This window comes from Actinosynnema sp. (assembly GCF_052038725.1).
Genome location: NZ_JBQGCX010000589.1, coordinates 1 through 11,578 on the forward strand (window position 1 = coordinate 1; position 11,578 = coordinate 11,578).

12 protein-coding genes and 1 pseudogene are annotated in these 11,578 nt (G+C 73.9%); 4 read left to right on the forward strand and 9 right to left on the reverse strand.

All coding sequences use genetic code 11. The features are described 5' to 3' along the window. The 6 genes and pseudogenes from ACTUAL_RS12295 to ACTUAL_RS12320 all read right to left on the reverse strand — a co-directional run. Positions 1-184: pseudogene (locus ACTUAL_RS12295) on the reverse strand (hypothetical protein); the annotation flags it as partial. Next, a complete protein-coding gene (locus ACTUAL_RS12300) occupies positions 181-2,214 on the reverse strand; it encodes a molybdopterin oxidoreductase family protein (RefSeq protein ID WP_440900322.1) in 2,034 nt (677 codons plus the stop codon). The pseudogene ACTUAL_RS12295 and the gene ACTUAL_RS12300, both read right to left, overlap by 4 nt. A gap of 132 nt (positions 2,215-2,346) precedes the next feature. Continuing rightward, the gene (locus ACTUAL_RS12305; RefSeq protein WP_118945366.1) at positions 2,347-3,144 is read right to left on the reverse strand and encodes a TIGR02569 family protein; all 798 of its coding nucleotides are present in this window, start codon (positions 3,142-3,144) and stop codon (positions 2,347-2,349) included. A gap of 520 nt (positions 3,145-3,664) precedes the next feature. Further along, positions 3,665-4,837, reverse strand: coding sequence for an adenylyltransferase/sulfurtransferase MoeZ (gene moeZ, locus ACTUAL_RS12310; protein ID WP_096491572.1), 1,173 nt, complete (start codon positions 4,835-4,837; stop codon positions 3,665-3,667). A 134-nt stretch (positions 4,838-4,971) separates the two neighbouring features. Then, positions 4,972-6,006 carry a DUF3152 domain-containing protein gene (locus ACTUAL_RS12315; protein ID WP_440900323.1) on the reverse strand — a complete coding sequence of 345 codons (1,035 nt, stop codon included), beginning with the start codon at positions 6,004-6,006 and terminating at the stop codon, positions 4,972-4,974. Positions 6,007-6,076: 70 nt separating this feature from the next. Continuing rightward, a complete protein-coding gene (locus ACTUAL_RS12320; RefSeq protein ID WP_440900324.1) occupies positions 6,077-7,054 on the reverse strand; it encodes an alpha/beta fold hydrolase in 978 nt (325 codons plus the stop codon). Between the two features lie 168 nt (positions 7,055-7,222). On the opposite strand from ACTUAL_RS12320, the gene ACTUAL_RS12325 reads away from it, so the two are divergent. Further along, positions 7,223-7,867 (forward strand): TetR/AcrR family transcriptional regulator, encoded by a 645-nt coding sequence (locus ACTUAL_RS12325; protein ID WP_440900325.1) that lies wholly within the window; start codon positions 7,223-7,225, stop codon positions 7,865-7,867. A gap of 158 nt (positions 7,868-8,025) precedes the next feature. Here ACTUAL_RS12325 and ACTUAL_RS12330 read toward each other — a convergent pair whose 3' ends face one another. Next, the gene (locus ACTUAL_RS12330; RefSeq protein WP_096491569.1) at positions 8,026-8,925 is read right to left on the reverse strand and encodes an AurF N-oxygenase family protein; all 900 of its coding nucleotides are present in this window, start codon (positions 8,923-8,925) and stop codon (positions 8,026-8,028) included. A 61-nt stretch (positions 8,926-8,986) separates the two neighbouring features. Here ACTUAL_RS12330 and ACTUAL_RS12335 point away from each other — a divergent pair, with 61 nt between their 5' ends. Further along, the gene (locus tag ACTUAL_RS12335) at positions 8,987-9,751 is read left to right on the forward strand and encodes a TetR/AcrR family transcriptional regulator (protein WP_440900326.1); all 765 of its coding nucleotides are present in this window, start codon (positions 8,987-8,989) and stop codon (positions 9,749-9,751) included. Next, complete coding sequence (locus tag ACTUAL_RS12340) at positions 9,748-10,092, forward strand: DUF4873 domain-containing protein (RefSeq protein ID WP_440900327.1); 345 nt, start codon at positions 9,748-9,750, stop codon at positions 10,090-10,092. Before ACTUAL_RS12335 ends, ACTUAL_RS12340 begins: the two co-directional genes overlap by 4 nt. 195 nt (positions 10,093-10,287) lie before the next feature. On the opposite strand, the gene ACTUAL_RS12345 is transcribed toward ACTUAL_RS12340, so the two are convergent. Both ACTUAL_RS12345 and ACTUAL_RS12350 read right to left on the reverse strand, forming a co-directional pair. Then, positions 10,288-10,515, reverse strand: coding sequence for a DUF3107 domain-containing protein (locus tag ACTUAL_RS12345; RefSeq protein ID WP_012783449.1), 228 nt, complete (start codon positions 10,513-10,515; stop codon positions 10,288-10,290). Between the two features lie 42 nt (positions 10,516-10,557). Then, positions 10,558-11,235 carry a ferritin-like fold-containing protein gene (locus tag ACTUAL_RS12350; protein WP_096491566.1) on the reverse strand — a complete coding sequence of 226 codons (678 nt, stop codon included), beginning with the start codon at positions 11,233-11,235 and terminating at the stop codon, positions 10,558-10,560. A gap of 153 nt (positions 11,236-11,388) precedes the next feature. On the opposite strand from ACTUAL_RS12350, the gene ACTUAL_RS12355 reads away from it, so the two are divergent. After that, positions 11,389-11,578: hypothetical protein (locus ACTUAL_RS12355; protein WP_440900328.1), on the forward strand; the 190-nt coding region annotated here is incomplete at its 3' end.

The window sequence follows — 11,578 nt, forward strand, 5'->3', positions numbered from 1 at the left end:
CCGCGTGCGTGCCCGCGAGGACTGCCGAGAGCAGGATCCGGGTGTACGCCGGCACCGGCTCGTCCCCGAGCACGGTCACCTCGCCGGCGTACCCGCCCGCCACGAGGCCCTCGACCAGCCGGGTCGCGGCCATCCCGTTCCCGACGACGACCAGCCGCTCGCGGGCACCGGCCGGCCCGCTCACCCCGCCTCCACCCGGGCCGCGCACACCTTGAACTCGGGCATCCGGCTGACCGGGTCGAGCACCGGGTTGGTCAGCAGGTTCGCGCGCCCGTCGCCGGGGAAGTGGAACGGCAGGAACACCAGGTCCACCCGCATCGACGCCACGCACCGCACCCGCGCGACCGTGCGCCCCCGCCGCGACACCACCGCCGCCATCCCGCCGTGCGCGAGCCCGGCCCGCCCGGCGGTGTCCGGGTGCACCTCCACGTACGCCTCCGGCTCGGCCGCGACCAGCTCGGCCACGAGCCGGGTCTGCGCCCCGGACTGGTAGTGCTGGAGCACCCGCCCGGTGGTGGCCTGCAGCGGGTAGTCGGCGTCCGGCGGCTCGGCGGGCCCCCGGTGGTCGACGGCGGCGAACCTGGCCAGCCCGTCCGGGTGCGCGAACCGGTCCAGGAACACGCGGGGCGTGCTGTCCGGCACGACCGGCCAGTGCAGCGCCTCGCCCGCCGCGAGCCGGGAGTAGGTCACCCCGGAGTAGTCGGCGAGCCCCCCGGCGGAGGCGCGCCGCAGCTCCTCGAACACCACCTCGGGCTCCACCGGGAACCGCTCCCCCGGCTGCCCGAGCCGCTCGGCGAGCCCGCGCAGCACCTCCAGGTCGCTGCGCACCCCGTCCGGGGCCCGCACGGCCCGCTGCCGCAGCAGGACCCGCCCCTCCAGGTTCGTCATGGTGCCGCTCTCCTCGGCCCACTGGGTGACCGGCAGCACCACGTCCGCGACCGCCGCCGTCTCGGACAGCACCAGGTCGGCCACCACGAGCAGGTCGAGCGCGGCGAGCCGGTCGGCGACGTGCCCGGCGCGGGGCGCGGACACCACGACGTTGCTGCCGAACACCAGCAGCGCCTTCGGCCCGTCCGGCCCGCCGAGCGCGTCGAGCAGCTCGTAGGCGGACCTGCCGGGCCCTGGGAGCCCGTCGACGCCCCAGACCCGCTGGACGTGCTCGCGGGCCGCCGGGTCGGTGATCTTGCGGTAGCCGGGCCGCTGGTCGGCCTTCTGGCCGTGCTCGCGCCCGCCCTGCCCGTTGCCCTGGCCGGTGAGGCAGCCGTACCCGGAGCCGGGCGTGCCGGGCAGGCCGAGCGCGAGGGCGAGGTTGATCCACGCCGACACCGCGTCCGCGCCGCTGGCGTGCTGCTCGGTGCCGCGCCCGGTGAGCACGTGGGCGCGGTCGGCCTCGGCGAGCAGCCGCACCGCCGCGCGCTGGTCGGCGACCGGCACCCCGGTGACCCGCTCGACGCGCTCCGGCCACCAGGTCGCGGCGATCCGCCAGGCGTCGTCGAACCCGGTGGTGCGCTCGGCGACGTTGGTCTGGTCCAGGTGCCCGGCCGCGACGGCGACGTGCAGCAGGCCGAGCGCGTGGGCCTGGTCGGTGCCGGGCGCCGGGGCGAGGTGGACGGCCGCGAGCTCGGCGGTGGCGGTGCGCCGGGGGTCCACGACGACGAGCGCCGCGCCGCGCAGGTGCTGGACGAACGGCGGCATGGTCTCGGCCGGGTTGCCGCCCGCCAGCAGGACGGCGTTCGAGTCGTCCAGGTCGGTGACCGGGAACGGCATCCCCCGGTCGAGCCCGAACGCGCGCGTCCCGGCCGCCGCCGCGCTGGACATGCAGAACCGGCCGTTGTAGTCGATCTGGGAGGTGCCGAGGGCGACGCGGGCGAACTTGCCCAGCAGGTACGACTTCTCGTTGGTGAGCCCGCCGCCGCCGAACACGCCCACCGAGTCGGGCCCGTGGTCGCGGCGCAGCGCGGCGAGGCGGGCCGCGACGAGGTCGAGCGCCTCGTCCCAGGAGGCCGGTCTCAGCTCGCCGCGCGACCCGTCGGGCGTTCGGTCGCGCACCAGCGGGGTGGTCAGGCGGGCGGGCGAGGTGAGCAGCGCGGCGGACGTCCAGCCCTTCTGGCAGAGCCCGCCCCGGTTGGTCGGGAACTCGCGGGGCGACACCTCGCCGTCGACGATCGTCATCGCGCACTGGAGCGCGCAGTACGGGCAGTGGGTGTCGGTCACCCGGACGACGGTAGGAACCGGCTGTTAACTCGGCACAGTGCTGTGTTTCGGGGAAGCGAACTTGCCTGCGCAGCGGCCCGGCCCGCGCGGTGAGGTCACCCCTGGCGGGGGTTCCCGCACCGGCTGTTCGGCTCAGAGCAGCTCGACCACGGTGCCCGCCGCCCGCTCCAGCCCGACCAGCGAACGGGCGCTGGACTGGGGGTGCAGGGCGTGCACTGCCAGGCGGAACAGGAGCGCGCGCAGCAGGACCTGCGGCCACTCCTCCAGGTGCGACCAGCGCTGGACCAGGCCCCGGTCCGCGCCGCCCCAGGAGAGCGCGTCCACGACCACGACGGCCGCGCCGTAGGGGGCGGGTCGCCAGTAGGCGGCGAAGTCGATGATGGCGGGCGGGGCGTCGCCCGCGAACAGCACGTTCCCGAACAGGTCACCGTGCACGACCTGCGGCTTCGCCGTGATCGGCTTGCGGTAGGAGGTCATCAGCTCGAACAGCCTGCCGCCCAGCTCGGGCCGCAGCGCGGTGCGCTCGTCGTCCCACGCGCACCGGTCGGCGACGGCGAACAGGTCGGTCCTGGCGTCGAGGAAGCGGGGCTTGGTCATGCCCGCCGTGGCTTCGTGGAGCCGCACGGCCACCTCGACCACGTCGTCGTGCCGCGGCTCGGCCCGGCCGGACAGGTACTTGGTCGCGGCCCAGCCTCCGACGACGTAGCGACCGTCGGTGGACCGCAGCGGTCTGGCCACCCGCAGGCCCTCGACGTCGAGCGCGTCCAGGGTCTTGGCGACCCAGGTGGCCTCGGCGGGCTTGCCCGCGGGCCGGATGGCCGCCTCGCCGCACCGCCACGCGGGGCCGCCGTCGATCAACTCCGGTTCGACGTCCCGCGCGCCGAACGCGGCGCGCACGTGCGACGGGGGAGGCTCCGGGGTCGGCGTCACGGGACCGCACGCTACCTGCAACAGCGCTCCGTGTGGTGGATCCCGGCCAGGCTCGTGTTGGTGTGGCACGTCTCGTCACAAGCCGCACCAGTGCGGTTCCAGCCGGTCAAACCGCCTACGCACAGCGACGATCGCCGCGCACAGGGGTGAACGCCCACCCCGAGCGGTCGAACGCGGGAGGTCCCGGACAACCCGCACGGGGGCGGTCTGCGCAGGTGGGCGGCGGTCCGGTGGGGCGCATACCACCCGTGGGACGGCGGCACCAGGGCTGCGACCGAAGCGGTGCTGGGCACGCGCCCGAACCCCTGACTTGCGTCGCTTGCTGTTGACAGTTAACAGTGGGCAGCCAAACCCGAGCAGCACGGCCCCTGACACGACCCCGCCCCCGGACACGACCCCGCCCCGGACCTGGTCCAGGTCCGGGGCGGGAGGTCGACGTCACCGGTCGCGGCCCTCGGCGGGCCGCCACCGCGCGATCGGCGGGCCCAGCACGTCGGCCGGGCTCAGTGCGCCAGCGGGCTCAGTACGTCGGCAGGCTCTGGTCGATCTGCCGCGCCCAGGCCAGCACGCCGCCGCCCACGTGCACGGCGTCCGCGAACCCGGCCCGGTGCAGCGCCGCCAGCGCCTCGGCCGAGCGCGCGCCCGACTTGCAGTGCAGCACGATCGGCTTGTCCTGCGGCAGCTCGGCCAGCGCCTCGCCGGACAGGATGCGGTCCTTGGGGATCAGCACCGAACCGGGGATGCGGACGATCTCGTACTCGTGCGGCTCCCGCACGTCGATCAGCACGAAGTCGTCCCCGGCGTCCTGCTTCTGCTTGAGCTCCAGCGGCGTGATGGTGCGCCCCGCCGCGGCCTGCTGCGCCTCGTCCGAGACGACCCCGCAGAACGCCTCGTAGTCGATCAGCTCGGTGATCTTCGGGCTCTCCGGGTCCTTGCGGATGCGGATCGTCCGGTACGACATCTCCAGGGCGTCGTACACCATCAGCCTGCCCAGCAGCGGGTCGCCGATGCCGGTCAGCAGCTTGATCGCCTCGGTCACCATGATCGAGCCGATGGACGCGCACAGCACGCCCAGCACCCCGCCCTCGGCGCACGACGGCACCATGCCGGGCGGCGGCGGCTCGGGGTAGAGGTCGCGGTAGTTCAGGCCCTGGCCGTTCGGGGCGTCCTCCCAGAAGACGCTCACCTGGCCCTCGAACCGGAAGATCGAGCCCCACACGTACGGCTTGCCCAGCAGCACGGCGGCGTCGTTGACCAGGTACCTGGTGGCGAAGTTGTCCGTGCCGTCCAGGATCAGGTCGTAGTCCCGGAAGACCTCCAGCGCGTTCTCCGAGGTGAGCTGCGCCTGGTGCAGCACGACCTTGACGAACGGGTTGATCTCCGCGACGGACTCGCGCGCGGACTCGGCCTTGGGCTTGCCGATGTCGGACTGGCCGTGGATGACCTGGCGCTGGAGGTTCGACTCGTCCACGACGTCGAAGTCCACGACGCCGAGCGTGCCGACCCCGGCCGCGGCCAGGTACAGCAGCGCGGGGCTGCCGAGACCGCCCGCGCCGACCACGAGGACCTTCGCGTTCTTCAGCCGCTTCTGACCGTCGACGCCCACGTCGGGGATGATCAGGTGGCGGCTGTACCGCGCCACTTCTTCCTTGGTCAGCTCCGCTGCGGGCTCCACGAGCGGCGGAAGCGCCATGCTGCTCCTCCTCGACGGACACGTCAAAACGCCGTACACGTCCTGACACCACTGGACAACACCAAGACTCCCCCACCGTCTTCCCGAGTGGAAAACCGTCCCACCAGGTGGGCGGGGAGCTGGGGCGCGGGCGGCTACCGCGGCGCGACCGGGAACGCGTTCGGCGTGCAGGTCTTGCCGTCGGCGGGCACGGCGCCCCGGTTGCTGGCGTCCACCTCGTTCAGCTTGGCCACGTAGTCGTTGGCCACCCCGAACGTCTGCTGCATCATCACCGGCGCGGGCCTGCCGTCGTCCTTGCACGCCTCGTGCCCCTTGCCGAGCGCGTGCCCGACCTCGTGGTTGATGGCGTACTGGCGGTAGTTGGCGATGTCGTTGCTGAACGCCTTCGCCCCGCGCACCCACCGGGAGACGTTGATGACGACCTTCTCCCGGTCCGGGTTGTAGCAGGAGGACTCGTACTGGATCTGGTTGCCGCACAGCCCGTGCGTGGTCTGCACGCTGGTGAGGCTGATCCGGAAGTCCTCGGAGCCGTCGTCGACCCGCTGCATGGACACGTTGCCCGTGCCCACCCAGCTGCGCTGGTCGGCGAGGTAGGCGTCAACGGTCCTGGCGAACGTGGTGACGTCGCCGCCGTGGTCGATCGGGTTGATCCCGACCTCGATCTCGATCGCGTACTTGCGCAGCGGCCCGTCGCCCACCTTCTCCGTGCGCCCCTGGACGACCTCCCAGGTGCCCGCGCCCTGCTCCGTGTAGGAGGGGCCCTCGGGCAGCACGGCGGTCGGGATGTCGACCAGCGCGGTGTTGGCGGGCGGCGTCTCGTCGACCTTCGGGTGGTCCTCGGCCTGCTCGGAGCGGTCCTGGCCGAGCCCGCCGCCCTGCTGGGCGACGCCGCCGCCCTGGTCGTCCTGCGCGGCCGTGTCGAGCACGACCAGCGCGGTGAGCACGACCAGGACCGGCACGGCGTAGATCCGCCAGCCGTAGTTGCCGATGAGGTTCTTGATGCTCCGCTTGCGCTCGCGCGGCTTCGCGCCGTCCGGTTCCCACGACGCCGCGAGCGGCTCGCCCGCCGTGCGGCGCGCGCCCCTGCGGTAGCGGTCCTCGGTGAGCGCCGACCGGGCGGGAGCTGGGGAGGGAGCCGGTCCGCGCCGCTGCCCTGACGTCCGGTTCACGGGGCACAGGGTGCCACAAGCGGGCGCTCGCGGTCGCTCCCACCACGACCGTGGAGGGCGGGCCCGGCGCTCACCAGCGGTCCCCCGCCTCCCACATCCCGGCGACCGCGCGCGCGACCAGCACGGGGCGCTCCATCTGCGCCACGTGCCCGGTGCGCGGCAGCACGAGCATCCGCCCGCGCGGCAGCGACCTGGTGAGCCTGGGGGCCTTGCGCACGCTCACCAGGCGGTCGTCGGCGCCCCACACGACCAGCGTCGGCGCGGTGACCTCGGGCGGCAGCAGCCACAGCGAGCCGGGCCCGCGCAGCAGCCACGAGCGCACCAGCTCGGTGGTGCTGCGCCCGAGCGCGGCGGACGCCCACGCCTGGGTGGCCCGCTCGGCGACCTCGCGCCCGCTCTCGGCGATCCGGTTGTCCGGCACGATCGACGGGTCGCTGAAGCACAGCCGCACCGTCTGCCGGGCCCGCTCCTCGTGGCTGACCTGCGCCAACCGCTTGCGCGCGGTGCGCCCGACGAGCGGCAGGTAGGCCAGCGCGATGAGCGGGTCGGCCATCCGGCTGGTCGACAGGCGCAGGTCCGGCATGGCGGGCGAGACGAGCACCAGCGACTTCACCAGTTCGGGGCGGGTGGCGGCGATCACGAGCGAGATCGTGCCGCCCATGGAGTTGCCGAACAGGTGAACGGGCCTGCCGAGGGACTCCAGGTAGCGGGTGACCGCCCGCGCGTGCGCCGCGATGCTGTAGGTGTACCCGTCGACCGGCTCGGAGCGCCCGAAGCCGGGCAGGTCCACCGAGCGGCCCTCGACGTGGCCCGCGAGCTGCCCGGCCAGGTCGGTCCAGTTGGTCGAGGACCCGCCGAGGCCGTGCACGTAGACGGCGGTGTCGGCGCCCTCGGGGCCGGGGGTGGTCCGCACGTGCAGCCGGTGCCCGTCGACCTGGACCTGCTCGCCCGGCCACGGCGGGATGGCGGTGTCGAGCGGCGGCAGCGCCGCGGTGGACAGGGGGACGCGGGTGAGGGCGGTTCGGGTCGCCTCCTGCGGCTGGGTCACCCCTCCAGGATGCCTGCGCCGGGGAAGCGTGAAACGGGCCGCGCGGGGGAAGGTCACGGGCGAGGCTCCTACCAGCGAGTAAGGTTGACGGGTGGCCGAACGGTTCCAGCCCGCCCGCGGGCACGACGAGGATCGGCGCACGGCTCGGTGCGCCAGGAGGACACGCTGATGACGGAGACGGCCCAGACGGTCGGGCAGAACGGTGGCTCCGCCGGGCGCGGCGTGCGCTTGCCGCGGACCGCGCGACGCGCCCAGTTGCTGGCCGCGGCGCAGGACGTGTTCGTGTCGAACGGGTACCACGCGGCGGCGATGGACGAGATCGCCGAGCGCGCCGGGGTGAGCAAGCCGGTCCTGTACCAGCACTTCCCCGGCAAGCTGGAGCTGTACATGGCGCTGCTGGAGTCGCACGTGGACGGGCTCGTGGCGCGGGTGCGCGGGGCGATCGAGTCGACCACGGACAACAAGCAGCGGGTGCGCGCGGCGGTGGCCGCGTTCTACGACTTCGTGGACGACCAGGGCCAGGCGTTCCGGATGGTGTTCGAGTCGGACCTGCGGGGCGAGCCCGCGGTGGCGTCGGCGGTCGAGCGGGCGACGGCGGACAGCGTGGACGCGATCACCGAGACGATCACCTCGGACGCGGGCCTCGACGAGCACCGGGCGCGCCTGCTGGCCACCGGCCTGGTCGGGCTGAGCCAGGTCACGGCGCGGTCGTGGCTGGCCGGGGACCGGGCGATCCCCAAGGAGGACGCGGTGACGCTGATCTCCAACCTGGCGTGGAAGGGCATCGGCGGCGGGTTCCCCTTGCAGCACTGAGCCCGCCGCACCGCGGCGAGAACCGGGTCGCTCCTGCCGCACGGGGCGGCAGGCACCAGACCTCAGCCGGACCACCGCCGCGTCGCGAGCGCGACGCGGATCGGATCGGACCGGGCCGGGCCGGGCCGGTGCGGGAGCCACCGCCCTCGTGCACCACCTCACCCCACCAAGAACGAGCGCCGCCAGGCGTGCCCGCCCGGAGCCCCGACGAGGCCGACCTCGTCCAGGAACGCCACCACCCGCTCCCCCGCCCACCGGATCGTCTCGCGCCACTGCGGGTTGCCCGCCGCCGCGCGCGCGGCCTCGACCGGGTCGAGCCCGACCGCCCGGTACACCTCGGGGTGGATCAGCGAGCGGGTGATGTGCATGGCCACCACCGCCAGCAGCCAGCGCTGGTAGGGCAGCTCGGCCCGGCTCAGCCCGCGCACCCCGCGCACCACCTCCTCGCGGGCGAAGCGCACGTGGCGGGCCTCCTCCAGCACGTGGATGCGGCTGACCATGCGCACCAGCGGCTGCACGCCCTCGTCGGCGGTCATCTCCCGCTGCAACCGGTCGAGGACCTCCTCGGCGACCAGGATCGCCGCGTAGACGGCGGGCCCGCGGCCGATCACCGGCAGCAGCCTGCCGAGCCGGTGCACCCGCCTGCCCGGCCCGTACGCGGGGCAGCCGATCCGCTCGACCATGCGCGCGAACATCGTGGAGTGCCGGGTCTCGTCGCCGATCTCGGTGAGGGCGTACTGGACGTGCCTGCTGGTCGGGTCGCCGGAGTAGACGTCCTTGAGCAGCAGCTGCATCAGCAGCACCTCGAACCACAGGCCCACACTGGCGACGCTGGCCACCTCGTGCCGCCCCAGCTCGACGCGCTGCTCGCGGCTGAGCCCGGCCCACAGCTCGGTGCCGTAGAGCGAGGTCCGGTGCTCGGGCAGGTAGAGCAGGCCGTCGACGAGCGGAGCGGACCAGTCGACGTCCACCTCGGGGTCGTAGGACCTGGCCGCCGAGGAGTTGAGCAGGCGTTCCGCGGTCTTCTCCCGGTCGGTGGCCTTGAGCTGCCTCGCCACTGCGCCCTCCCCAAAATATGTGTTACCTGAAGTAACGGTTACCTCTGGTAGCGTGCGCCGCATGGTGCGGACTGTCAAGGGCGGGACGGACGCGCGGCGGGAGCGCTGGAAGGGCCACCGCGAGGCGCGCAGGGCCGAGTTCGTGGAGGCCACGATCCGGGCGGTGGCCAGGCACGGGGCCGACGTGGGCATGGACGAGATCGCGGGCGAGGCCGGGGTGAGCAAGCCCGTCCTGTACCGGCACTTCGCCGACAAGGCCGACCTGTACCTGGCCGTGGGCAGGCGGGCGACCGAGCTGCTGATGGACCGCCTCGGGCCCGCGATCGAGGGCGACGGGTCGCTGCGGGCCCGGATCACCCGGATCGTCGACGCGTACCTGTCGGTGATCGAGGAGCACCCGCACCTGTACCGGTTCGTGGTGCGGGCGGCGTTCGCCGAGCGACCGGTCGAGCAGGACGTGGTCGGCGAGGACAAGGCGATGATCGCCACCGCGCTGACCAGGCTGTTCGGCGACTTCCTCCGGGCGAACGGGATGGACTCGGGCGGCGCGGAGCCGTGGGCGCACGCGCTGGTCGGCATGGTGCAGAACGCAGGCGACTGGTGGCTGGACCGCCAGTCGATGTCGCGGGCCAGCCTGGGCGACTACCTGAGCACGATCATCTGGCACGCCCTGGACGGGCTGCTGCGGTCGGCCGGGGTCGTGCTGGACCCGGACGAGCCGATCGAGGCGCGGGTGAGCGGGGCGAGCGGGCAGGCGGGGCGGGCGGGAGCTGGGCAGGGGGGACAGGCGCAGGCGGGACTGCGGCTGGTCGGTGAGCAGTCGTGACGGGCGCGGGCGCGGGGCCCGAGCCGGGGCCCGACGGGCAGCCCGAGGGGCAGTTCGAGGACCACGAGGGCTACTCCGGTCCGGCGGTGCTGCTCCTCGGCGGGCACGAGGTCCCGGTCGAGGTGGACCTGCGCGGGTTCTTCCAGCCGATCGACGGCCGCTACCACTGGTACGGCCGGATCGCGGCGGACCCGCGGGTGACCGGCCTGGTGGAGGCGGGCGCCCGCACCGCCGACCTGCGCACCCCGGCGGGTTCGGCGACCGGCTCGCTCGGCGACCCCGACCCGTGGGGCCGCTACCGCGTCGCGGGCACCGGCGCGCCCCCGTTCCCCACGGCCTGAGGCGGCCCGTGCGCTCGGCCCGCAGGATTCCCGAACCGCCGCCCCGCGAGCGCCGAAGCCCCCGCCCGCGCCTTCCCCACCCCGGTCCGGAGCCCCCGCCCTCACCCGGACGCGCCGAGGGGGTGGCACCGGTCCGGTGCCACCCCCTCGGGTGAAGCTCGTGCGGCTCAGCCGGTCGTGGACCGGCGGCCTGGCTCAGCTCGCCGCGAAGCCGACCTTCCGGCCGTCCGCCGGGCCGATCTCCACGTACGCGACGCGCGTGGCGGGCACGACGAACCGGGTGCCCTTCTGGTCGACCAGCGTCAGCAGACCACTGCCCGCCTTCAGCGCGTCGCCGACCTGGGACTCCACCTCTTCGGGGGTGAGTGCGCTCGACACCACGAGTTCCCTGGGGCTGTCCACGACGCCGACCCTGACCTCCACGCTGACCTCCGTGCGCGAGTTGTTGGCTAACCGCTCGCAACCCTAGCCGAGTCCGAGCGCCGCCATGCGCTTCGTGTGGCTGTGCTGGAGCCTGCGGAACAGGGCCGCGATGCCCGCGAGGTCACCCGATCCGCGCACGATCAGCTCGGCGAGCCCGTCCCGCTCGGCCACCACGTACTGGGCCTGCGTCAACGCCTCGCCGAGGAGCCTGCGCCCCCACAGGGTGAGCCGGTCGCGCAGCGCCGGGTCGCTCTCGCAGGCCGCCCGGACTTCGCGCTCGGCGAACGCCGAGTGGCCCGTGTCGGCCAGCACGGCGAGCACCAGCGGCTTCGCCGAGTCGTCCAGCCACTCGGCGACCTCGCGGTAGAAGTCGGCCGCGAGCCCGTCGCCGACGTACACCTTGACCAGCGACTCCAGCCAGGTCCGGGGCGCGGTGGACGCGTGGAACCCGTCGAAACCCTTCACGAACGGGCCCATTGCCTCCTCGACCGAGTGATTCCGCTCGGCGAGGTACCGCTCCAGGAGCGCGAAGTGCCCCATCTCGGCCGCCGCCATCTGGGCCAGCGCGGCGCGTCCGGTCAGCGTCGGCGCGGCCTTCGCGTCCTCGGCGAGCCGCTCGAACGCCGACAGCTCCCCGTACGCCAGCGCGCCGAGCAGGTCGACGACCCCCTCCGCGAACTGGTCAGACCCGACCGCCCCAGCGGCCACAGCGTCGCTCATGCGAGCGAGCCTAGTCGGCCCGATGAGGCGCGACGCACGCGCGGACCGCTCGGCTTTCCAGCACGAACGGACTGGTCACCGGGTACAGTTTCCCCTTGACGCCCGGCGCACGACGCCGCCAAGCCGGTTCCGCCGCGCTTTGCCGGCCAGGCAATGCCGGGCACAAGGCAGAAGCTGGAGGAACTGGGGGCGGCGGGTTTTGCCAAGTGGGTTCGCGAGCAAGGCCGGGTGCTGGTGACCGACACGACCATGCGCGACGCGCACCAGTCGCTGCTTGCCACGCGCATGCGTACGCATGACATCGTCGCGATCGCGGACGCCTATTCGCGCGGCATGGGCGGGC